This window comes from Candidatus Pelagibacter sp. (assembly GCF_052046145.1).
GTDB lineage: Bacteria > Pseudomonadota > Alphaproteobacteria > Pelagibacterales > Pelagibacteraceae > Pelagibacter.
Window position 1 is genome coordinate 1,195,934 of sequence record NZ_JBNGZR010000001.1, and the last position, 22,093, is coordinate 1,218,026.

29 protein-coding genes are annotated in these 22,093 nt (G+C 28.5%); 11 read left to right on the forward strand and 18 right to left on the reverse strand.

Annotated features, from left to right (window positions below; genetic code table 11):
- Nucleotides 1-2: 2 nt before the first annotated feature.
- The 10 genes from ACTT88_RS06395 to hspQ form a co-directional block, all read right to left on the reverse strand.
- Nucleotides 3-1,166 carry a pyridoxal phosphate-dependent aminotransferase gene (locus tag ACTT88_RS06395; protein ID WP_440908468.1) on the reverse strand — a complete coding sequence of 388 codons (1,164 nt, stop codon included), beginning with the start codon at nt 1,164-1,166 and terminating at the stop codon, nt 3-5.
- Nucleotides 1,167-1,268: 102 nt separating this feature from the next.
- On the reverse strand, nt 1,269-2,420 hold the full coding sequence (locus ACTT88_RS06400) for an alpha-hydroxy acid oxidase (RefSeq protein WP_440908469.1): 1,152 nt from the start codon (nt 2,418-2,420) through the stop codon (nt 1,269-1,271).
- Nucleotides 2,421-2,432: 12 nt separating this feature from the next.
- Nucleotides 2,433-2,912 carry an acyloxyacyl hydrolase gene (locus tag ACTT88_RS06405; protein WP_440908470.1) on the reverse strand — a complete coding sequence of 160 codons (480 nt, stop codon included), beginning with the start codon at nt 2,910-2,912 and terminating at the stop codon, nt 2,433-2,435.
- A gap of 44 nt (nt 2,913-2,956) precedes the next feature.
- Complete coding sequence (locus ACTT88_RS06410) at nt 2,957-3,319, reverse strand: cytochrome c-type biogenesis protein (RefSeq protein ID WP_440908471.1); 363 nt, start codon at nt 3,317-3,319, stop codon at nt 2,957-2,959.
- Complete coding sequence (locus ACTT88_RS06415) at nt 3,316-3,834, reverse strand: DsbE family thiol:disulfide interchange protein (RefSeq protein WP_440908472.1); 519 nt, start codon at nt 3,832-3,834, stop codon at nt 3,316-3,318. The genes ACTT88_RS06410 and ACTT88_RS06415 overlap by 4 nt, the downstream gene beginning before the upstream one ends.
- Nucleotides 3,824-5,704 carry a heme lyase CcmF/NrfE family subunit gene (locus tag ACTT88_RS06420; RefSeq protein ID WP_440908473.1) on the reverse strand — a complete coding sequence of 627 codons (1,881 nt, stop codon included), beginning with the start codon at nt 5,702-5,704 and terminating at the stop codon, nt 3,824-3,826. Before ACTT88_RS06420 ends, ACTT88_RS06415 begins: the two co-directional genes overlap by 11 nt.
- A gap of 1 nt (nt 5,705) precedes the next feature.
- Nucleotides 5,706-6,125, reverse strand: a complete 420-nt coding sequence (gene ccmE, locus ACTT88_RS06425; RefSeq protein WP_440908474.1) for a cytochrome c maturation protein CcmE — start codon at nt 6,123-6,125, stop codon at nt 5,706-5,708.
- Between the two features lie 10 nt (nt 6,126-6,135).
- Nucleotides 6,136-6,363 (reverse strand): heme exporter protein CcmD, encoded by a 228-nt coding sequence (locus ACTT88_RS06430; RefSeq protein ID WP_440908475.1) that lies wholly within the window; start codon nt 6,361-6,363, stop codon nt 6,136-6,138.
- The gene (gene ccmC / locus ACTT88_RS06435; protein ID WP_440908476.1) at nt 6,360-7,067 is read right to left on the reverse strand and encodes a heme ABC transporter permease CcmC; all 708 of its coding nucleotides are present in this window, start codon (nt 7,065-7,067) and stop codon (nt 6,360-6,362) included. The genes ACTT88_RS06430 and ccmC overlap by 4 nt, the downstream gene beginning before the upstream one ends.
- Nucleotides 7,068-7,246: 179 nt before the next feature.
- A complete protein-coding gene (hspQ, locus tag ACTT88_RS06440; RefSeq protein ID WP_440908477.1) occupies nt 7,247-7,567 on the reverse strand; it encodes a heat shock protein HspQ in 321 nt (106 codons plus the stop codon).
- Between the two features lie 87 nt (nt 7,568-7,654).
- Between hspQ and ACTT88_RS06445 the strand changes: the two genes are divergently transcribed.
- Nucleotides 7,655-8,206 carry a septation protein A gene (locus ACTT88_RS06445; protein WP_440908478.1) on the forward strand — a complete coding sequence of 184 codons (552 nt, stop codon included), beginning with the start codon at nt 7,655-7,657 and terminating at the stop codon, nt 8,204-8,206.
- The gene (locus tag ACTT88_RS06450; protein WP_440908479.1) at nt 8,199-8,543 is read left to right on the forward strand and encodes a DUF2794 domain-containing protein; all 345 of its coding nucleotides are present in this window, start codon (nt 8,199-8,201) and stop codon (nt 8,541-8,543) included. Before ACTT88_RS06445 ends, ACTT88_RS06450 begins: the two co-directional genes overlap by 8 nt.
- Nucleotides 8,544-8,545: 2 nt before the next feature.
- On the opposite strand, the gene ACTT88_RS06455 is transcribed toward ACTT88_RS06450, so the two are convergent.
- Complete coding sequence (locus ACTT88_RS06455; protein ID WP_440908480.1) at nt 8,546-9,307, reverse strand: Bax inhibitor-1/YccA family protein; 762 nt, start codon at nt 9,305-9,307, stop codon at nt 8,546-8,548.
- Between the two features lie 81 nt (nt 9,308-9,388).
- On the opposite strand from ACTT88_RS06455, the gene ACTT88_RS06460 reads away from it, so the two are divergent.
- From ACTT88_RS06460 to ACTT88_RS06485, 6 genes are read left to right on the forward strand one after another with little or no spacing between them, the layout of a single operon-like run.
- Nucleotides 9,389-10,423 (forward strand): aldo/keto reductase, encoded by a 1,035-nt coding sequence (locus ACTT88_RS06460; RefSeq protein WP_440908481.1) that lies wholly within the window; start codon nt 9,389-9,391, stop codon nt 10,421-10,423.
- On the forward strand, nt 10,414-10,926 hold the full coding sequence (locus tag ACTT88_RS06465) for an invasion associated locus B family protein (RefSeq protein WP_440908482.1): 513 nt from the start codon (nt 10,414-10,416) through the stop codon (nt 10,924-10,926). The genes ACTT88_RS06460 and ACTT88_RS06465 overlap by 10 nt, the downstream gene beginning before the upstream one ends.
- Nucleotides 10,927-10,930: 4 nt before the next feature.
- Nucleotides 10,931-12,118, forward strand: coding sequence for an argininosuccinate synthase (locus ACTT88_RS06470; protein WP_440908629.1), 1,188 nt, complete (start codon nt 10,931-10,933; stop codon nt 12,116-12,118).
- Nucleotides 12,119-12,175: 57 nt separating this feature from the next.
- Nucleotides 12,176-12,634, forward strand: coding sequence for a hypothetical protein (locus tag ACTT88_RS06475; RefSeq protein WP_440908483.1), 459 nt, complete (start codon nt 12,176-12,178; stop codon nt 12,632-12,634).
- The gene (locus tag ACTT88_RS06480; RefSeq protein ID WP_075504930.1) at nt 12,634-13,014 is read left to right on the forward strand and encodes a phosphate-starvation-inducible PsiE family protein; all 381 of its coding nucleotides are present in this window, start codon (nt 12,634-12,636) and stop codon (nt 13,012-13,014) included. Before ACTT88_RS06475 ends, ACTT88_RS06480 begins: the two co-directional genes overlap by 1 nt.
- Before the next feature lie 6 nt (nt 13,015-13,020).
- Nucleotides 13,021-14,160 carry an FAD-binding domain-containing protein gene (locus tag ACTT88_RS06485; RefSeq protein WP_440908484.1) on the forward strand — a complete coding sequence of 380 codons (1,140 nt, stop codon included), beginning with the start codon at nt 13,021-13,023 and terminating at the stop codon, nt 14,158-14,160.
- On the opposite strand, the gene ACTT88_RS06490 is transcribed toward ACTT88_RS06485, so the two are convergent.
- Genes ACTT88_RS06490 through ACTT88_RS06505 form a run of 4 tightly spaced genes read right to left on the reverse strand, consistent with a single transcriptional unit; the run spans nt 14,157 to nt 16,718 of the window.
- Nucleotides 14,157-14,378, reverse strand: a complete 222-nt coding sequence (locus tag ACTT88_RS06490) for a hypothetical protein (RefSeq protein WP_440908485.1) — start codon at nt 14,376-14,378, stop codon at nt 14,157-14,159. The two genes, ACTT88_RS06485 and ACTT88_RS06490, sit on opposite strands and share 4 nt — an antisense overlap.
- On the reverse strand, nt 14,375-15,094 hold the full coding sequence (locus ACTT88_RS06495; protein ID WP_440908486.1) for a type 1 glutamine amidotransferase: 720 nt from the start codon (nt 15,092-15,094) through the stop codon (nt 14,375-14,377). The genes ACTT88_RS06490 and ACTT88_RS06495 overlap by 4 nt, the downstream gene beginning before the upstream one ends.
- A gap of 5 nt (nt 15,095-15,099) precedes the next feature.
- A complete protein-coding gene (locus tag ACTT88_RS06500; RefSeq protein ID WP_075504933.1) occupies nt 15,100-15,228 on the reverse strand; it encodes a DUF2256 domain-containing protein in 129 nt (42 codons plus the stop codon).
- Nucleotides 15,228-16,718: a cryptochrome/photolyase family protein gene (locus ACTT88_RS06505; RefSeq protein ID WP_440908487.1), complete on the reverse strand. Its 1,491-nt coding sequence runs from the start codon at nt 16,716-16,718 to the stop codon at nt 15,228-15,230. The genes ACTT88_RS06500 and ACTT88_RS06505 overlap by 1 nt, the downstream gene beginning before the upstream one ends.
- A 27-nt stretch (nt 16,719-16,745) precedes the next feature.
- Here ACTT88_RS06505 and ACTT88_RS06510 point away from each other — a divergent pair, with 27 nt between their 5' ends.
- The 3 genes from ACTT88_RS06510 to ACTT88_RS06520 are packed head-to-tail and all read left to right on the forward strand — an operon-like array spanning nt 16,746 to nt 19,510.
- Nucleotides 16,746-17,456 (forward strand): SDR family NAD(P)-dependent oxidoreductase, encoded by a 711-nt coding sequence (locus ACTT88_RS06510; RefSeq protein WP_440908488.1) that lies wholly within the window; start codon nt 16,746-16,748, stop codon nt 17,454-17,456.
- Nucleotides 17,431-18,525 (forward strand): PQQ-dependent sugar dehydrogenase, encoded by a 1,095-nt coding sequence (locus tag ACTT88_RS06515; protein ID WP_440908489.1) that lies wholly within the window; start codon nt 17,431-17,433, stop codon nt 18,523-18,525. Before ACTT88_RS06510 ends, ACTT88_RS06515 begins: the two co-directional genes overlap by 26 nt.
- A gap of 1 nt (nt 18,526) precedes the next feature.
- Nucleotides 18,527-19,510 (forward strand): MBL fold metallo-hydrolase, encoded by a 984-nt coding sequence (locus ACTT88_RS06520; protein WP_440908490.1) that lies wholly within the window; start codon nt 18,527-18,529, stop codon nt 19,508-19,510.
- On the opposite strand, the gene ACTT88_RS06525 is transcribed toward ACTT88_RS06520, so the two are convergent.
- Genes ACTT88_RS06525 through ACTT88_RS06535 form a run of 3 tightly spaced genes read right to left on the reverse strand, consistent with a single transcriptional unit; the run spans nt 19,505 to nt 22,091 of the window.
- Nucleotides 19,505-20,431 carry an AEC family transporter gene (locus ACTT88_RS06525; RefSeq protein WP_440908491.1) on the reverse strand — a complete coding sequence of 309 codons (927 nt, stop codon included), beginning with the start codon at nt 20,429-20,431 and terminating at the stop codon, nt 19,505-19,507. The two genes, ACTT88_RS06520 and ACTT88_RS06525, sit on opposite strands and share 6 nt — an antisense overlap.
- Nucleotides 20,432-20,434: 3 nt before the next feature.
- Nucleotides 20,435-21,226, reverse strand: a complete 792-nt coding sequence (locus tag ACTT88_RS06530) for a TauD/TfdA dioxygenase family protein (RefSeq protein WP_440908492.1) — start codon at nt 21,224-21,226, stop codon at nt 20,435-20,437.
- A complete protein-coding gene (locus ACTT88_RS06535; RefSeq protein WP_440908493.1) occupies nt 21,219-22,091 on the reverse strand; it encodes an alpha/beta hydrolase in 873 nt (290 codons plus the stop codon). The genes ACTT88_RS06530 and ACTT88_RS06535 overlap by 8 nt, the downstream gene beginning before the upstream one ends.
- Nucleotides 22,092-22,093: the final 2 nt, after the last annotated feature.

Sequence of the window (22,093 nt, forward strand, 5' to 3'; positions counted from 1 at the left end):
GCTTAACCTAACATTTTTTTGATATTTTCCAATGCGTTAGAAATGTTATCTCTTGAAGCAGCAAAGCTAAATCTTACATAATCTTTGCATGTTTTTCCAAAAGCCGTTCCAGGAACAATAGCAACACCAGCTTCATGCATAGCTCTTTTACAAAATTCGGAACCATCCATGCCCGTTCCAATAACTTTAGGGAACGCATAAAACGCTCCACCAGGCAAACTACATTCTACACCTGGTAAACTATTTAAGCCTTCATGGATTAATTTTCTTCTTAAAGTAAATTTTTCCATCATCTCGTCAATTGAGTCATCAGGTCCGTCTAAAGCAGCAATGCCTGCGAACTGAGCTGCAGCATTTACACATGATACACTATTAATTAATAATTTATTTACATGCTCAACTAAATTTTCTGGCCAAAAACTCCAGCCAAGTCTCCAACCTGTCATGGAATAAGCTTTACTCCAACCTTCTAAAACAATTAATCTTTCTCTAAGTTCAGGATAATTAAAAAATGTTGGCATTTCTTTATCGTCGAATATTTGTCTACTATAAATTTCATCACTTAAAATAGTTACATGAGGGTGTTTTTTTAAACCTTCAGCCAATTTATCTATTTCTGATTTTTCTACAAAACTTCCTGTTGGGTTGTTTGGATTTATTAAAATTAATAATCTAGTTTTATCAGTAATTAGAGATAAAATTTTATCTGCACTGAACTTTAAATCTTTATCTTCAGTAAGATCGTAAGGTACTGCTGTAGAACCAGTATAATTAATCATTGACTCATAAATAGGAAACGCTGGAGTTGGATGAATTATCTCCGCTCCTGGCTCACCAAAACACTGAATTGCATAATGCATTGTTGGTTTACCCCCTGGCATAATAATAATCCTTTCAGGATCTACGTCTGCACTATATCTTTTCTTTATCCATCTAGTAACTGACTGTCTACATTCTAAAATTCCGTTTGAAAGCACATACCCGTGATGACCATCATCTAAAGCTTTTTTTGCTGCTTCGACAACATGCTTTGGAGTTTTGAAATCAGGTTGACCCAATCCTAAGTGGATCATGGGTTTACCCTGTGCTTCAAGTTTTTTTGCTTCAGCTAAAACGGAAAAAGCGCTTTCAGTTCCAAGCCTATTTAGTGATTTTGCAAGTTCCATAATAAATTTAAATTTAAAGCCGCCAAAATAAACGAAAATTAGTTTTTTGTCTATTTAGTTTAAAAATTTAATTATTCAAAAAATGGTAAAAATTCTAATCTTTTAGTCTCTATATATTATTTTTGACGCATCAAGGTCTTTAACAGACTTACAACCCATTAAAATCATATTTCTTCTAATTTCTTTTTGCATGTTTTCTAAAAGTCTTTCAACACCCTTTTGTCCACCAGCACCTAAGCTAAAAAGAAATGCTTTTCCAAAACTACATGCTGTTGCTCCTGCTGCTAAAGCTTTAAGAACATGTGTTCCTCTTCTAACACCACCATCAAGAATAATTTCTAATTTATCACCAACTGCATCTGAAATTGCTTTAACTTGATCAAATGGAGACCTTGATCCATCAAGTTGTCTTCCTCCATGATTTGAAATCATGATTGCTGTACAACCAATATCTATTGCTCTTTTAGCATCCTCTACTGACATTACACCTTTTAATGCCATAGGCTTATTCCATTTTTTTATACAATATTCTGCATCTTTCCAATTCATTGCTGGATCATATTGTTCATTAATATAATCCATAACTGATTTTGCAATATTGGTACCTTTATCTGTTTTATTTTTAATGTTTGCTAATTCAAATTTTTTATTAGTAAAGTATTTGAAAACCCATCCAGGTCTCATTGCAAAACTCAATAAACTATCCAAAGTAAATTTAGGTGGCGTTGTAAATCCTGTTCTATGATCTCTTTCTCTATTTCCAGCAACAAGTGTATCTACAGTGATACACATTCCATCAAAATTAGCTCTACTGCATCTTTCAATTAAATCATCAGTTATTGATTTATCTTTATGTATATAAAGTTGAAAAAGTTTTGGCCCACTAGAAACATTTGCAACCTCTTCAATTGAAAACGATGCCATTGTAGACATACTATAAATTGTATCAAACTTCTCTGCAGCTCTAGCAGAAGCCTTATCACCCTGAGGGTCATACAAACTTTGCATTGCCGTAGGAGATAAAAATAATGGCATACTAATTTTTCTACCAAAAACAGTAGTTGATAAATCTGGCTCACCTACGCTATTGAGAATATTTGGGACTAAGTCACAGTCATTAAAGGCATCTGTATTTCTATTTAAAGTGACTTCGTCATCTGCACCACCATCAATATAATGAAATATAGGAGCCGGTAATTTCTTTTTAGCTAATTTCCGAAAATCATCAAAATTATAACAGTCATTGATATTCATGATGTATATCTATTAGAAGTTTTTGAAGAAATTAAACATATAACTATTTGCCCCAGGATTTTTATCTCCTAGACTTGCATTAGATATATGATTGTAGGAAAAACCTAATTCACTTGTTTTTGACAGATCAAGTGAAATTTGTAACTCACTTTTAAATTCAATTAAATGGCCTAAATCTTTACCATCTCCCTCATGATATATTCCCGGTGTAAAGCTTGGAGTTAAATTTAATGCTCCTAATTTATATTGAGCCTGAACACCGGTGTATAAATATCCTGCATTATCAGCTGTAATTAAAAATCCAGTTATAGGAGAGACATTTCCTAAAAAAGTATCTCTATTTAAATTTTCATTCTGATGTTGAAAACCAATTAAAGTTGATTTTTTTCCATCATCACTAAAATCAAACATTCCTGTGTAAACACTGAATTCTGTATTTTGATCTTTTAAAACTTTTTCCTCTGCGATCGAAGAAAATGCGAATGTGATCATTAACAGATTAATTAAAAATTTTTTTAAATTCATCACTAATTAATTTATTTTTTAACTATAAAGCTTTTATAGATTATTGCACCTCCAATTAAAAATATCAATATCGGCAATAACCAAAGAATATATGTATTTTTATTTAAACCTGGATCGTAAAGTATCCATTCTCCATATTTAGTTTTAAAATATTCATAAATTTGATCTTCAGAAAGACCTTCTTGAAGCTTTTTATCAACTACAATTTTTAAACTGTTTGCAAATTCAGAGTCTGAGTCATAAACCGATTGACCTTGACATATAAGACATCGTAAATTTTTAGTTATTTTATTTCTTTTATCGTTCTCCTCAGCATTAACACTGTTTAAAGGGAATAATATTATAACAATTAAAAAAAATTTAAAAAATTTCATTTTATAAATAAATTAATTTCATCAACTAATTCTTGGTTAAGAGGTCCAATATATTTTTTAATAATTTCATTATTATAAATTAAAAATGATTCGGGAACCCCATATGCTCCCCACTCAATTGCAATTGTACCATTCAAATCAATAAAGATTTGTTTATAAGGGTTTCCTAGTTCTTTTAAAAAATTTTCTGCATTTTTTAAATTATCTTTATAATTCATCCCAATAATATTTAATTTATTCTCTAAATTTAAATTCATCAAAAGAGGATGCTCTTGTCGACATGGTACACACCAAGATGACCAAATATTTAATAAATAAACCTTATCTAACTCAAAGATACTTGATGAATTCACATTTTCTCCAGAAAAAAATTCTTTAGTATTAAACACTGGTATCTCTTTTTTTGTATTAACATTTGGAGTGTATATTTTTGAGTCTTCTAGACCTTTATAAAAAATAAAAAATATTATTCCAAAAATAATAATAACTGAAAAAGGTAATATTTTATTTTTCATAATCTTTTTTGTAAAAACTAACAATGCCAGCAAAAGATATTAGAATTACTGATAACCAGATCCATAACATAAATGGTTTAACTTGGTATCTTACATTGAAAAAATCTTGATTTTGAACCAGATTAATTACAATAAATTTATCTGACATAAGTGTTGTTTTGATATCAGCTTCACTTGTGGCAATGACAGGTTGATTATAAATTCTCAGCTCAGGTGAAAATCTATCCTCTTCACCATTTAAATTACTTATAGAAAAATTCGCAATAATAGCATTATAATTTTTTTCTTTTTTCTGATCAACACTTTCAAAAACTATCTTAGTTTTCGAATTTTCAAAAGTTTCACCAACCTTAAGATTTGTTATAATTTCGCTTGCAAATATATTGTTAAACAATATACTTAGAATCAATAAACTAAATCCAAAATGAGCAATATTTTGTGAAATATTTTTATATTTTTTTACAAAAAAATCTCGCAAGGTAATAAAGAATAAATAAAGCGCACTCGATATCAAAATTGTATTTATTAAAATATTTTGATTAAAATTTTTTAATACTAAAAATGCTAATAAAATTGAGATAATTAAAAAAGAAATTAAGTAAATCTTATCCTCTAATTGAGATTTTATCCATTTTAATTTTGGACCTATCGCCATAATAAGTAAAAATGGAATTAAAAATGGAATTATTAATTTATGATAAAATGGTGGTCCGACAGATATTTTTTCTGAAGAAATTACATCTAAAAAAATTGGATAAACGGTACCTATTAATACAACTGATAAAAAATACATCATAAACCAGTTATTAATTAATATTGAAGTTTCTTTGCTCAACCAAAAAAAACTATAAGATTTTCTGTCATTATCTTTATGAAAAAAGAAAAAAATTAAAATAGATAAAAAAATCAAAATAAATAAAAAAATAAGAATAAATAAACCCCTTTCAGGATCATTAGCAAATGTATGAACTGAATTTAATATCCCTGATCTTACTAAAAATGTTCCACACATACTTAACGTAAATGTTGCAATGGAAAGAATTATTACCCATGAAGTTAAAATAGATTTTTTTTCTAATACTAAAATACAATGTAATAGAGTGGTTAATGCAAGCCATGGCATTAGAGAAACATTCTCAACTGGATCCCAAAACCAAAAACCTCCCCAGCCCAATTCATAATAAGCCCAAATTGATCCAAGCAGTATTCCTAAAGTCAAAAATATCCATGAAATTAAGATCCACTTTTTTATATGTGATGCCCAACTAGTAGAAATAATTTTTAAACTTGTTGCTGCCAAAACAGATGAAAAAATAATTGAAGAACCAACATAGCCTAAATATAAAATAGGTGGATGAATTGCTAAAGCAGGGTCTTGTAAAATTGGGTTTAATCCAAGACCTTCGGTAGGTATTGGAAAAATATAATTAAATGGATTTGATGTTTTAATTAGAAATAAAAAGAAACCAACAATTATTATTTGTTGAAAAACTAGAGTTAAAATTTTGTATTTTACTGGTTGATTTTTTGTTCGTAATAAAAATATGAAAATAAATAAAGTTAAAACAAGTAACCATAATAATAAACTACCTTCATGATTCCCCCAGGTTCCACTTATTTTGTAAAATAATGGTTTAGTAGTGTGAGAATTATTAAATACTGTTACATTACTAAAATCTGAAATAACAAAAGAAAAGATTAAACACAAAAAACTTATGACAACAAAAAATAATTGTAAAAATGTAAATGATAATATTTTGGTATCTAATACGTTTGAATTATTAAAATTTTTATATGAAAAATAAAATAACGATAATCCAATAATTAATCCTAAAATTAACGAATAATATCCAACAAGACTATAAATCAATTTATTTTTCCCCTAATGCTTCTTTTACTTCTGGTGGCATATAATTTTCATCATGCTTTGCTAAAATTTTTGTTGCAGAGAAGAAGTTTCTATCTTTTAAAAAACCTTCTGCAACAACACCTTTTTCCTCAGCAAATAAATTTGGTACTGCTCCGGAATAAATAACATTTATTTCATTTTTAAAGTCTGTTATTATAAAGTTAACTTCATTTGAATTTATCGAAATAGAATTTTTTTTAACCATACCTCCAATTCTTATTTTGCTTTTATCTATTTCAGTAAGTGATTTTATTTCAGAAGGCGATTGAAAATACACAACATTTTCCTCTAATGATTTTAAAATCAAAAATGTTGTTAAAATTAAAGTAATTAAGATTATTATTATAAACAGAAATCTTAATTTAACTTTTCGACCATACATGGTTTAAAAGTTAATTATTTGTTACGTTTGCTAAAATTTCTTTATTTATTCTTTGTGATTTTGCAGAATTAGCTTGCTCAGTAGTAAGTGATCCAAATTTCGCAACAAATTTATTTTGTTCTTTAACAAATTGCATTTTAGTTACCAAATATAAACCTAAGAAACTTAATAACGTAAAGCTAAAAGCAGATAACACATACACTGCATATCCATTCATAAAAAATAATTCATTTATCATAATCTATCTAAGCCTTTATTTTTAATTTTTATCAGTTCTGTATTATATTTCATTAAGAAAATTAACAATGAAAAAAGAGCAAATGCCGCAGTCATTATTAATAATGGGTAAAGCATTGATGAATGAATTGAGCTTTTTGACAAAATATTAATAGATGCAGGTTGATGGAGTGTATTCCACCAATCAACTGAGTACTTTATTATTGGAACATTAATAATTCCTAAAATAGTTATAAAAGTTGAGATCTTGTAGACTTTTTCTTCTTTATCATAAATTCTCCAAACAATTAAATACATTGCATAAAATAAAGCTAATATTAACATTGATGTAATTCTTGCATCCCAAGCCCACCATGTTCCCCAAGTTGGTTTTCCCCAAATTGATCCTGTAACTAAAGCTATGATATTAAAAACAAATCCTGAAGGAGCTAAACTTTTAGAGATTAAAAAAAAGTTTTTATTTTTAAATACAAAACCACAAATAGATAACAAAGTTATAGAAGAAAATATTCCAAGTGAAATCCAAGCGGCAGGAACATGAACATACATAATCCTAACTGCATCACTTTGTTTATAATCTTCAGGCGATATGATTAATGCTTCAACTAAACCAACACTCAATACAACAATAAACAAAAATAAAACGTACTTAGGTGCTTTTGACGTGATTTTGAAAATCTTGTTAGGTTCAAAAAGTTTAAACATATTTTAATTTAGAATTTTTTTTGGTGATTTCTATTATGAAATAGTTTTCTGATCAAGAATGCAGAGGGGAGATAATAAGATTGAAATTAACGTTTAACACTCTTGACCAGAAGTTACTAAAAATATAGCTAATTTGTATGGCCTAGATTTGAGCTAAATGTGGTTGAATGATGATTGCCTTAATTAGAAAGCTTGAAATAACTAGAGCCTTTTTTTCCCGAAAAAATCTCTTCAATTAAAGGGTGTTTTATTGGTTCATCAGAGTCATCTATAAGCAAGTTTTGCTCAGAAACATAAGCTTCATAAGTTATCTCATCATTTTCTGCTAATAAGTGATAAAATGGTTGATCTTTTCTTGGTCTGACATTTTTTGGAATAGACTGATACCATTCTTCAGAATTATTAAACTCAAAATCAACATCATAAATCACACCTCTAAATTCAAAGTGTTTATGCTTTACAATGTCTCCAATTGAAAATTTAGCTTTTTGAACTGGCATAGATCTTAGTATGGGTATTTAGAAATAAAAATCAATGCTAAAAATATAAATGTTTTGTGATGTGGCAAATATGTTAATATCTTTTAAGTGAATAAATCTTTTTTAAAATTTGTTACTGATTTCGGTCCTTTAGCAATATTTTTTTTCTATTATTACAATAGTGGTAAAAATTTATCTGTAGCAATACCTCCACTAATAGTTGCAACTTTAGTTGCATTAGCAGTGGTTTGGTTTTTTGAAAAAAAAATTCCTCCAATGCCTTTGGTAAGTGGAATTTTAATTACTTTTTTTGGTGGATTAACAATCTACTTTAATGATCCTATATTTATTTACGTTAAACCAACTATCATTAACATTATGTTTGCTCTTGCGTTATTCTTTGGGAAATATTTTACCAATGAACCTATTCTTAAAAAAATTATGGGTAAATCTATTCCTCTAACTGATATTGGTTGGGAAATTCTTAATAAACGATGGATGTATTTTTTCTTTGGTCTTGCTTTATTAAATGAAATTGTTTGGAGAACTCAAACAGAAGAATTTTGGGTTAATTTTAAAGTATGGGGAATGCTTCCAATAACAATAATATTTACAGGGTTTCAGGTACCATTAATTAATAAACATAAGATTGATGCGTAGTAATTTAAAATTAGTAGTAAATAATCCTCATAATAAAATTGAAGAAAAACACTTTTTTGAAAAAGATGAGCTAAAAATTATATTAGACTTATATGCTAAGATGGTTTCTGAAGGATCTTGGAAAGATTATGGTTTAAGTATATCAAGTAAACAAGTGGGGTTTAGTGTTTTTAGAAATGCTGCTGAAAATGCCCTATATAAAATTTGTAAAAATTTTAAGCCTAAAAATAAAAATCTTAAATATTTGATTACTGATACAAGTGGTAAGATACTAAAAAATTCTTATGATCTTAGAATTTTATTAAAAAATACCAACTGGAAGAAACTTCAAAAATAAATTTATCTTCTTTGACCAAATAATCTTAACAACATTATAAATAGATTGATAAAATCTAAATATAGAGTTAAAGCGCCCATAACAGCTTTCTTGCCCATTAACTCACCTGAGTCTGACGCAACATACATATTTTTGATTTTCTGAGTGTCATAAGCTGTTAAACCAACAAATATTAAAACACCTAAAATTGAAATCACAAAATACATCATAGAAGATTTCATAAAGATATTAACAATTGAAGCTATAATTATTCCAATTAGACCCATCATTAAAAAAGATCCTAACTTTGTAAGATCTCTTTTAGTTGTGTATCCGTAGATACTCATCGCTCCAAATGTTGCAGATGTAATGAAGAAAACTCTTGTTACACTCATTCCAGTATAAACCAATAATATTGAAGATAATGATAGACCCATCAAAGCTGCAAAAACCCAAAAAGTAGTTTGTGCCTTTGATGCGCTCATCTTATTAATTCCAAAACTCATGTAAAAAACGATACCTAGAGGTGCTAACATTACAAGCCATTTAAGACCTGATAAATAAATTGCATTCCCTATCTGCGTTAGACCAACGATTGAACCTGCATCATTAGTAACAACAGACATTTTAAATGTTAAGAGTGCTACAATTCCAGTTAGCAATATACCTGTTGCCATGTAGTTATAAACTTTTAACATGTAGGCTCTTAAGCCTTCATCCATTACAGCAGCTGTTTGTTGTGCTGCTTTTGCTCTATTTAGTATTCCGTTTTTATTAAATTCCATAGTGAGTAATATATATATATTCTTTTACTAATTATTCAAGATACCTTAAAAGATTAACAAAATTTTAACTTAATATTTCTAATGAATTACAAAAATTTAGGTAATACCGATATTAAAGTGAGTACAATTTGTCTCGGTACTATGACGTGGGGAGAGCAAAATACTGAGCCTGAAGCATTTGAACAAATGGATTTTGCTTTAGATCAAGGAGTAAACTTTTGGGACACAGCAGAATTATACGCGGTACCTCCGAGAAAAGAAACCTATGGTGATACAGAAGAAATAATTGGTAACTGGTTTGAAAAAACAAAAAAAAGAGGAAATGTCATTCTTGCAACGAAAGTCGCTGGCCCAGCAAGAGATTATTTAAGAAGTGGAGAAAATAGTTTTACAGGTCCAAACTTAGAATCTGCTTTACATAACAGCCTTAAAAGACTTAAAACCGATTATTTAGATTTATATCAACTTCATTGGCCAGAAAGGAATGTAAATAATTTTGGAAGACTTGGTTATGTTCATAAGGAAAATTACTGGAATAAATTTGAAGATGTTCTTGCAGAATTAAATAAATATATTGATCAGGGAAAAATAAGATATGTTGGTTTATCAAATGAAACCCCGTGGGGAGTTTTAAATTATCTTCAATTATCTAAAGACAAAAAATTACCAAGGATGATGTCAATTCAAAATCCTTATAATTTATTAAATAGAACTTACGAAATTGGTTTGTCAGAAGTATCGATAAGAGAAAACATTGGATGTTTAGCTTACTCACCACTAGCAAGTGGATATTTGAGTGGAAAATATAGAAACAAAAATTATCCCAAAGGCTCAAGAATGGAAAGAGATTGGGATTTTTGGACAAGATATAGAAAACCAAATACCGAAGATGCTGTTGAACAATATTTCAAAATAAGTAAAAAATATAATCTTGATATGGCTCAAATGTCCTTAAAATTTTGTGAAATCCAAGACTTTATGACCAGTGTTATAATCGGAGCAACTACAATGGAGCAGTTGAAAACAAATATAGAAAGTGTAAATGTAAACTTATCTGATGATGTCATTAAAGAAATTAACCACGTACAAACGATTTATCCAAATCCATGTCCATAATTAAAAAAATTACAATATTGTTAGGAATATTTTTTATAAGTGGTATTGCTCAAGTTTCAGCTCAAGAAATTAAAAAAATTGGTAAATATAAAGATTGGGAGGCAATGGTCGTTTCTGATGCTGATGGCAAAGTATGCTTTGCTCAATCACTTCCTATTTTACAAGCACCCAAAACAAATAAAAGAGATGCAAAATTATTTGTAGCATTCAGACCAAACGACAATATAAAAAATGAAGTAAGTGTTACCCCAGGTTATGAATTCAACAAAAATAATTCTGTAACAGCTGCTTCAGGGAAGAATAAATTTAAATTTGATATTAAAGAACAAGGTTTTGCGTGGATTGCAGACAATAAAATAGAATTAAAAATGATTAAACAAATGAGAAAAGGATCTAGAATTATGATCACTGGATACAATAAACAAGGTTCTCAGACAATTGATCATTATTCATTATTAGGATTTACTAAAGCTTATAATGCTTCAAAAAAAGCTTGTAGTTAATTCAATGAAATCAAAAAAGAAAATTGTTCTGGCTTATTCTGGAGGACTCGATACCTCTATAATTTTAAAATGGCTTCAAGAAAATTATGATGCAGATGTAATTTGTTATACAGCAGATGTTGGACAAGAAATTGATAGAAAAAAAATTATAACTAATGCAAAAAAATTTGGTGTTAAAAATATAATTATTAAAGATTTAAAAGATATTTTTGTTAAAGATTATGTTTATCCAATGATTAGAGGACACGCGATCTATGAGGGTGTTTATTTATTAGGGACATCGATAGCAAGACCTCTTATTGCAAAAGATCAAATAAGAGTAGCTAAAAAATTTAAAGCCTATGCAGTTTCGCATGGAGCAACTGGTAAAGGCAATGACCAAGTTAGATTTGAATTAGGTTATCATTATTTTGGTCCCAAAATTAAAATTATAGCCCCGTGGAGAATTTGGAAATTAAAATCAAGAACAGACTTAATTAATTATGCAAAAAAACATGACATATCTATTCCTAAAGATAAAAAAGGTGCACCTCCTTTTTCAGTTGATGATAATTTATTTCATACATCAACTGAAGGTAAGGTTTTAGAAAATCCAAAAAATTCAGCACCAGAATTTATTTTCCAGCGAACAATTTCTCCAGAAAAGGCACCAAACAAATCATCGTTTATTACTATCAATTTTAAAAACGGTGATCCTTTTGGAATAAATGGAAAAAAAATATCTCCGGCTAAATTATTAACAAAGCTCAATGACATCGCAGGTAAAAATGGAATTGGAAGAGTTGACTTAGTGGAGAATAGATTTTTAGGTATCAAATCTAGAGGTGTATATGAAACACCTGGTGGAACTCTTTTAATCAATGCTCATCGAGCAATTGAGTCTGTTACTTTAGACAAAGAAACTATGCATAAAAAAGATCAGATAATGTCTAGATATGCAGAGTTAATTTACAATGGTTATTGGTACTCAAAAGAAAGATTTAAACTTCAAAAAATTGTAGATTTAAAAAGAAGTAAAGTTAATGGCTCAGTTAAACTTAAATTGTATAAAGGAAATATTACAATTCAATCTAGAGTTACTAATAGCAGCGCATATTCAATGAAGAAGGTATCTTTTGAAGAAAATAAATCATTTAATAAATCTAACGTTGAGAGATTTATCAATTTTCATAAGAAAAAGCTTCGTACTTAGATTGCTTTAGGACAAATTAACATTTGTTTAAATCACTAAAAATTATATCCTTACAACATGGAATCAATAAAGAATTGGATGAGAGATGCTGCAAATATTTTATTTGATGATAGTAAAAATGATCTACGAGCACTTCCTAAGACAGTTAGATTACAAATTCTTTTAGTTTTAAGTTTTATTTGGACTACTGTTTTCAGTTTATATGTTTTTTCTTATACAACTTTCGCATTTGGATGGGCTGGACTTTTTTTAGCTCATATAGGTTTAATATTTGCCGTTTATATGACTTTTAAACAATTCCATAGAGCAGAAGAGAAGTCTGCAAGTGTTTTTCGAACAAAAAATTTTGATCCTTTTAAAATCATGGTCATAGTTTTTGTAATAGTATTTATATTCGTATTTTCAAAAGGAATTGAGGTTTTGACAAGTCCAAACCCGAACTCTTATTCAATCCCTTACGATGGTCCCTTAAAATCTGCAATTGAAAAATGGTTACCTTTTAGTAAAGATAAATAATGGATAAGATAGCAAAAAACTTACAGTTAGCACTAATGGTTATTATCTTAATCAGTACTGTTATTGCTGTTGGGATTGAAATGAAAAACATGTTCTTAAATCAATCTGTTACTTTAGCAGATTTGCTTTTAATGTTTCTTTATTTGGAGGTACTAGCAATGGTTAGGGTTTTTTGGAACCAACAATCTATTAGTATTACCCTACCGCTTCTTATTGCGATTACCGCCCTTGCACGATTTATTATTCTACAAGGTAAAGAAATGGATCCTACTGCACTTGTTTATGAAGCAGTAGCTATTTTGTTAATAGCTGGAGCAATTGTTGTTTTAAGATTAAGACATAGTGACAAATTAGGTCTTAAGAAAAAAAAATCAAAATAATTTAAAATGATATTTGAAGCATCAAGGGCTAAGGCCTTAAATCAATTAAATAATTTTGTTGAGAATAATCTTGGAGAATACTCAAAATTAAGAAATTTTGATTTTGGACCTAAAAAAAGATCTAATATATCTTGTTTATCACCATATATAACTCATGGAATAATTAATGAAAAAGAAGTTATTCAAAAAGCGCTGAGTAAATTTTCTTTTTCAAAAAATGAAAAGTTTATTCAAGAAGTTCTATGGCGAACTTATTGGAAAGGTTGGTTAGAACTTAGACCAAATGTTTGGGCAGATTATCTTATTGAGTTAAATCAAATCAAAAATGAATTTCAAAATAATCAAAATTATCTTTCTGCAATTGAGGGAAAAACAGATATAGATTGCTTTAATGAATGGGTAAGCGAGCTAAAAGAAAATAATTATTTACATAACCACACGAGAATGTGGTTTGCTAGTATTTGGATTTTTACTCTAGAATTACCTTGGCAATTGGGTGCAGAATTTTTTATGCAACATCTTTATGATGGGGATGCTGCATCAAATACTCTCGGATGGCGATGGGTGGCTGGAGTTCAAACTCAAGGTAAACACTACCTGGCAAGTGAATGGAATATTAAAAAATTCACTAACAATAGATTTCAAAATATAAAATTAAATGAAAATGCTCCTCCAAATGTATCTGAAAAATCTTATCAAATAATTAAACAGGATTTCAATAACCCACAAAAGATTGAAAATAAGAATCTTTTAATTTTTGAAAATAATCTCTCGTTTGAAATCACTGACTTTAAGGAAAACAACTTTAAAAAAATTTACTTAGTTTCTAATAAAAATGAAAATAGAGCAATAAAACTCAGTGAAAAGTTAGTGAAATTTAAATCTCATTTAATAGAAGACCAAGAACAAAGATTAAAAAATCAATCTATTGATTGTCAAATTATAGATATAAGTAAATTAACAAATATTGAAAATTATTACGGTTTGTATCCAACAATAGGTGAAAATTTAGATTTTTTAAATTCTAATAATTTAAAGATAGATTTTTTATATAGAAATCTTGATCAATTAGCTTGGCAATACTGTAATAAAGGTTTTTTTAATTTTAAAAATTATATTCCTAAAATAGTTTCAAGCTTTAATTAAAACCAACGAACCATTCCAATAATTCCAGCGGTTGCATAAAAAAATTGCAAAAATAAAATTCCTTTATGACCACCTCTATAGGCCCAAATTCCAATTAAAATGGCTGACAATAGCAGTAGACAAAAACCAAAAAATTCTATCCCTATATTTAAAGCAACAAATAAGGAATATAATATTGCAGTTATAACCCCTGCCCATTCAAAGATCTTATTATTCATAAAAGTTTTTTAAAATTATTATAAAGGATTGTTGAATAGTTATTCATATCTTTCATGTTATCTTTTGCAGATTGATCAAACTTTTTTAATGCACCATTACCAAGCTGATCCTCTAAAGCTTTTTTGTATTCCGGTACACATCCCCACTCATTGACTGTGGTATCTTTAATTTCTATATGAAATTGAATTCCATAAGCATGGTTTTGATATTTAAAGATTTGATACTTGGTAATTGGAGAAGAAGCTAATAAAGTTACATCTTTATTATTTTCAATACCTTGAACCTCATAAGAGTGCCATTGTAAACTTTTAATCGTATAAGGAAATTTTGAAAATAATGTATCTTCGTCTTTTTCATTAGAGAAATTAATATCCATAATTCCTATTTCTGCTGGTTTAGATTTAACTACTTTTCCACCAACTACTTCTCCTAAAAGCTGACAACCTAAACAAAAACCTAAATAAGGTTTTTTTAGATTAACAACAAATTCTTTAATTGCTCTCTTTTCTTCTATTAACCAAGGATATTCTTGTTCCATATAGGTATCCATTGGACCTCCCATGCAAAACATTCCATCAAATTTACTTAAATCATCTGGTATTTTTTCACCTTCATCTAACTCAATGGTAGTTAAGTTTAATCCATCAGATAACATTAGATCTTTAATGTAACCTGGGTCTTCTATTTTGATATGTTGTAATACTATTATGTTCACTAAGCTTAGCTTAGCTTAGAACACTTCTTGGAACAATATTTTACTCTATCCCAATTTAACTTCCATTTTTTTCGCCAAGTAAACGGTCTTTTACAAACCGGACAAATTTTTGTTGGTAAATTCTCTTTTTTCATCAAATTGTATTTAGTTTAATAAATTTATCAGCTTCTGATAAAATTAATTTTTTTCTATCAGATTTCATTTTATCAAATATTCTTACCATCATCGAAAGACGAGGATTTTTTAAAAAAAATTTTCTATTTCGGTCAATAAATCTCCAATAAAGACCATCCATAATGTTACACCACTCACCTTTTTTAAAATCCATCATTTTCATAAAATATGCAGATCCACAAATATAAGGTTTGGTTGCAAAAATTCCTCCATCACTAAATAATCCCATTCCATAAACATTAGGAACCATAACCCAATCTGAAGAGTCTACGAACATTTCCATGAACCATTTGTAAACAATTGTTGGCTTAATTTCACAAAGGTTCATAATGTTGGATAAGATCATTAACCTTTCAATGTGATGTGACCAACCATGGTTAACAGCATTTTTAATTGCATAATCCAAAGGTGGAAGACCAGTGGTCCCATCATACCAAGAACTTTTCATTTTTCTATTTTGTTTAAAAAAATTTCCAGTTTCCATTTCTTGTGAATAGGACTGATAAATTCCACGCATAAATTCTCGCCAACCAATCACCTGGCGGATGTAGCCCTCTAAAGAATTCATTCTAATTTTATTTTTTTTATGAAAATCTATAATTTTTTGGATAACAAATTCAGGAGTAATTAAACCTAAATTTATGTAAGGACTTAATGCACTATGAAATAAAATATTATCTTTTTGATCAACTGCATCCTCATAATCACCAAATAAGTTTGATTTTTCTTTTATAAAAAAATTTAAAAGTTTAACAACGTCCTCGTATTCAGTTGCAAACCAAAAATTATTTGTACTCCCTGGGTGATTTTTAAATTCCTTTTCAATAATAAGCTTTAGTTTTTTTGTATGATTGGTTTCATTTATTTTTGGAAATTTAGGAATTGAAATGTTTTTAGGTAATTTATTTCTGTTATCTTCATCAAAGCTCCATTTCCCTCCGATTGGATTACCATCTGAGCCCATCAATATTCCAGATTTTTTTCTAACATCTTTATAAAAAGTTGCCATAAAAGGTTTTTTTGATTTTGATAAATAATTTTTAAATTCAGCTCTTGAATTTAAAAACATAGGAGTTTGAACAATATTCCAGTGTATTTTTTCTTTTATTAGAAATCGTGAAATTTTTTTTTCAAAAAATTTATCCTCTACTTCAAAACTTGAAATTTCTTTTACTTTTTTTTGTGTAATTATTTTTTTTAATTTTTTTAAATAATCATCATTAAATTCTTTGTCTTCAATTTTAAAATAATCTAATTTAAATTTGTTTTTTTTTAACCCATCAGCATAAGAACGCATTGAGGATAAAAATAATAAAATTTTTTGTTTATGATGCTTTTCATAAGTGCATAAACCCTTATCTTCAGCCATAAAAAATAGGTGGTCTTTTTTGAAGCGGTCTAGGTATTTTATTGGAAATAATTGATTACCAAGTATAAAAAATAACTTCATAATTAAATATAACTAATAAAATTTTTTATGTCAGAAAAATATGTAATTTTTGGTGCGACAGGTTCTATTGGATCAAGTTTAGCGGAACAATTAAAAAACTCTGGAAACAATATTCATTTAGTTGGAAGAAATGAAAGTAAACTTAGTTCTATCTCTGAAAAACTTGGATGCTCACATACAGTTGCAGATGTTTTAGAGGATGGGTTTATAGAAAAAGTTAAATCAGATATTTCTGAAATTAAAGGCATAGCTTATTGCGTGGGTTCAATTGATTTAAAACCATTAAGAATGGTGAGTGAACAAGACTTTCAAAAATGCATGAAACTTAATCTTTATTCTGCTGTAGAGGCTATTAAAGGATTTCAAGAAAGTTTAAAAAAAAATAAAGGTTCGATAGTATTATTTTCAACTGTTGCTGCTCAAAGAGGTTTTACTAACCATGCAATCATAGCCTCAGCAAAAGCTGCTATTGAAGGATTGACGGTTTCTCTTGCAGCAGAATTTGCTCCGAACATAAGAGTAAATTGTGTGGCACCAAGTTTAACAAAATCTAAAATAGCAGAACCAATGTTAAAAAATACTGCTATAGCCGAAGGTATTGCAAAAGCACACCCCCTTAAAAGATTAGGTGAAGGTAAAGACTCTGCCGCTCTTGCTAAATTCTTACTAACAGAAGATAGTTCTTGGGTTACGGGCCAAATAATTGCTGTAGATGGTGGTAGATCTAAACTTTCATAAAGTGGTCAAATATTTTATATCGATATTTTTCTTTTTAATATTTTCATCGAAAAGTTTTTCTGAAAATTTTACTTTTAAAACATTGGCAGATTTAAACGAGCCATGGGGATCGTCTTTTATAAATAATGAAGAGCTTATTATCACTGAAAAAACTGGAAAAATAAAAATAGTAAATATTATTTCTGAAGAAGTTTATGAAGTTGGACACAACTTAAATTATTTTGTTCACGGACAAGGAGGTTTATTAGATATTATTTACAAAGATAATTACTTATGGATTTCTTATTCAGAAAATAGAGGGGATTGGAAAACCAGTACATCAATTGCAAAAGCTAAATTAAATAAAAAAAATTTAGATTTCAAAAATATATTTCAAGCTGAACCACCAATAGAATCTGGTTATCATTTTGGTTCAAGACTAGCTATAAAAGACAATTATCTTTTTGCTTCTGCTGGTGAACGAGGTGGTGGTATGATTGCTCAAGATCCGACAAATCATCCTGGAAGTATTATCAGAATTTATTTAGATGGTAGTATTCCAAAAGATAACCCTAAGTTTGAAGGTAAATCAAATTGGTTACCAGAAATTTATCAAATTGGTGTTCGTAATCCTCAAGGCTTAACTTATTCCTCTTTTGATGGAAAAATTTATGCAAGCAACCATGGTGCAAAAGGTGGTGATTGGTTTGGTGAAATAAAAAAAGGAGAAAATTATGGTTGGAAAATTTTAGGTTGGGGTGGAACAAATTATTCAGGCTCAAAGATTGGACCCAAATGGAAACCAGGCTTTACCAAGGCAATCCAATACTGGGTACCTTCAATAGCAGCAAGTGCTATAACTATTTATAAGGGAAAAGAATTTAGTGAATGGAACGGCGAAGCGTTAATTACTTCTTTAAAAGATAAATCAATGAGAAAATTAAACTTAAAAAATTCATCTAAGATTGAAGAAAAAATTATTTTCAAAAATAAAATTGGAAGAATAAGAGATATACAGGTTCACCCAGTTAATGGAAAAATATATTTTCTTGCAGGAAACAGTTTATGGTTAATGGAGAAAAAAAAATAATATGAAAGAAAGACCTTATCATCATTTACCTGATGGTACTTTCAGGAATCCAAAAGGATCTCCAGTAATAATATCCAGATCAGGAAAGTTTTCTTATAGAACTTTCAATAAATTAAGAAAAAAAGTTGATTTATCTTATCCAAAAGAACATGTGATTGAAAAAGAAAAAGTATTAGCTGATTTAGAAAAATATAAAGATAACGATTATATTGCTTGGATAGGTCACGCAACATACCTTATAAAATTAGGTGGAAATACAATTATAACAGATCCTGTATTTTCAAAAAATGCTGGACCACTTATCTTTGGTCCAAAAAGATTTACTAATCCCGCAATAAAATTAAATGAGATACCCCAAACAGATATATTTTTACTTACTCATAATCATTATGATCACCAGGATATGTCAACAATTAGAAATTTTCCTTTTAAAAGTGCAAAAGTATTAACACCATTAAACCTCGGTAAATATTTTAAAGGATATAAAGATGTAAATGAAATGGATTGGTATGATCAAATAATTATAAATGAGGATTTGAAAATTTCTTTACTTCCAGCAGTTCATTGGTCAAAAAGAAGTTTAACAGACACTAATAAAACTTTGTGGGGTAATTTTTTGATAGAACATAAAAATAAAAAAATTTTATTTGCATGTGATACTGGATATGGGGAAATCTACAAAGAACTGGGTGAAAAATATGGTCCTATAGATCTGACAATGATTAATATTGGGGCTTATAATTTCAAACCAATGTTTGATAAAACTATATATCATACTACGCCAGAGGAAGCCCTGAATGTTGCACAAGACCTAAAAAGTAAAAAAGTATTAGGAATGCATTGGGGAACATTTGTTTTGTCATTAGAACCAATTATGGAACCCCCAATAAGATTTAAAGATAGTGCTGAAAAATATGGTTTTAGCAAAGAAGATGCTATTATTTTTAAAATTGGAGAAGTTAGTCCTCTAGATAAATTTTTATAGAGTTAAATACTTAATTGCAAAAAATATAGTCCCTATAGAAGCAATAGTAGAAACAAAAATTGCTTTAATTATATTTTCGGGACTTACATTATATGCAGCACATAAAACTATAGAAGTAACTCCGCAAGGCGCAACACTCACAAAGAAAGCACCTGGTATTTCAGCTGGCAATCCTGCATTAAAGATCGCTAATCCAATTAACAATAAAATTATCGGGGAAATGACTAATTTTAAAACTGAAATAGAAACAGATAATTTATTAATTACATTTTTAGTATAAAACGAAAGAATTATGCCAATTGCAAACAATCCAACTGGTGAAACACATGCTGCAAGTTTAGACAAAGTGTATTCAATCGGTGTTTGATCAATATTAAGATTTAATAATAAAAATAATAGACCTATAATTATTGAAAGAATAAATGGGTTTAAAAATAAATTTTTAATAAAATTAAATAAATTTACATTTTGTTTTGTAGATAATTCAAGAAAAAAAGCAATTATAGATAATAAAATTATCCCATCCATTAATATGATGCTTGCAACTTGTGTGATTACATTTTGTTGAAAATAAATTTCTGTTATTGGCAAAAGCAAAGTCACATGGTTTGATAATGCAACTGTTAAAGCCCAAATAATTGACTCTGGGATTGATCTTTTAAAATATTTTGAAGTAATTAAGTAAGCGATAATTCCACATATCGATTGCATAATTAAATAAGAGAAAATTTGTTTGAAATCTACTTGTCCAATTTCATTTTGTGCTATTAGTTTAATTATCAATGCCGGAACTGCAATATAGAACAAAAAAAGATTTAAAATTTTTGCATGACTAAGGTCTAAAACTTTTAACTTACCAAATACAAACCCTAAAAAAGTAATAAATATAAATGGCGTTAGTCCTAAAAAAATTGTGAACATAAATTATTTAATTGTTATTCTATGCATTATTCTATTTCCTTTGAAGGGTGTTGCCTGATGGAGCATAGATCTGTTATCCCATATAGCCAATTGATTTTTTTCCCAAGGCAATGAAAATTGAAACTTCTTTTTAATTTGATGTTTAAATAAAAATTTTTTGAACTTTTCTTGATTTTTTATCTTTGAACTAAAACCAACAAAATGTCCTGGACTACAATAAATCGAATAATTTGTACTGATTTTCCTAATTATTTTATGTGAAGATTCAAGTTCTTTAATATTTTTTCCTTTTTCTTTTACTCTTTCTTTTGTTGTAACCGAAATCGGACCCTCAGAGGAATATTTGCCTTTAATATTTTTAAATTTTTTTTTTATTGGATTTGGTAATTCTTTATAAGCAAGATATTGAGAACAAAATTCTGTATTGGCCTTTCCTTTTTTTGGCACAAGTTTTGAAAGTAACATTGTAAATCTTGGTGGCTTTTTTGTGTAAATGGAGTCTGTATGAAATTGTTCACCAAAACTTGGTCCTTTATCTGTTGATTTTCTTTGCACTACCGTAATTTGAGGAAATTTTTTATTTAAACCTTTTAGTCTTGGATAGTTGGCTAAATTTCCAAAATATTTTGCAAACTTAATGAAAAGTTTAGAAGTTAATTTTTGTTCCCTAAAATATAACATTCCATATTTATTCAGTGCTTTTTTGATTTTTGAAATATCTTTATTTGAAATATCTTTTAAGTTTACAATTATTTCTGCTCCAATATTTTTTTTATTTGGAATTATTTTAAACATTTTTAAGAAAAAATTTTTTTAAGTGATTTATTGTTTGTTTAGGACTTTCCTCTGGAATGAAATGATCTGAATTAATTTCTGCACCATAAATTTTTTTATTTGTATATTTTTGCCAAATTTTAATCGAATTGAATTGCTTTCCTACTACTCCTTTTTTTCCCCACAAAACTTGGATAGGAATATTTAATTTTTTATTTCTATCTTTTTTATCGTGCTCTAAGTCTATAGTGGCCGCAGCTCTATAATCTTCACATGTTGCATGAATTCTTTTTCTTTGTTTAAAGGCTCTTAAATATTCATCTTCAACTCTTCCAATCGCACGTTTAGATGACCTGTTAAACCGACTATGTAACCATCTTTTAGGGTCTGCCATTATCATTTTCTCTGGTAAAGGTGCGGGCTGTATTAAATAAAACCAATGAAAATATCCTTTTGCAAATTTCATATCTGTATGCTCGTACATATCTAGAGTTGGACAAATATCTAATACACTTAAAGCCATAATTTTATTTCTATAATCTCTTGCCATTCTGTGTGCAACTCTCCCGCCTCTATCATGGCCTGCAACAAAAAATTTTTTAAAATTTAATTTACTCATCAATTGAACCATATCTTTAGCCATTTCTCTTTTAGAATAATTTTTATGATTAATTCCACCAGGCAAAACCAAACTGTTCCCGTATCCTCTAATATCAGCAACTATTACTGTGAAATATTTACTAAGTTCAGGGGCAGTCTTGTGCCACATTACATGTGATTGTGGATATCCGTGAAGTAGCAATAAAGGAGGACCATTACCTTTAAATCTACAAAATATTTTACCCTTGTTTACCTTAACAAATTTTTTTTTAAAACCATTAAACATGA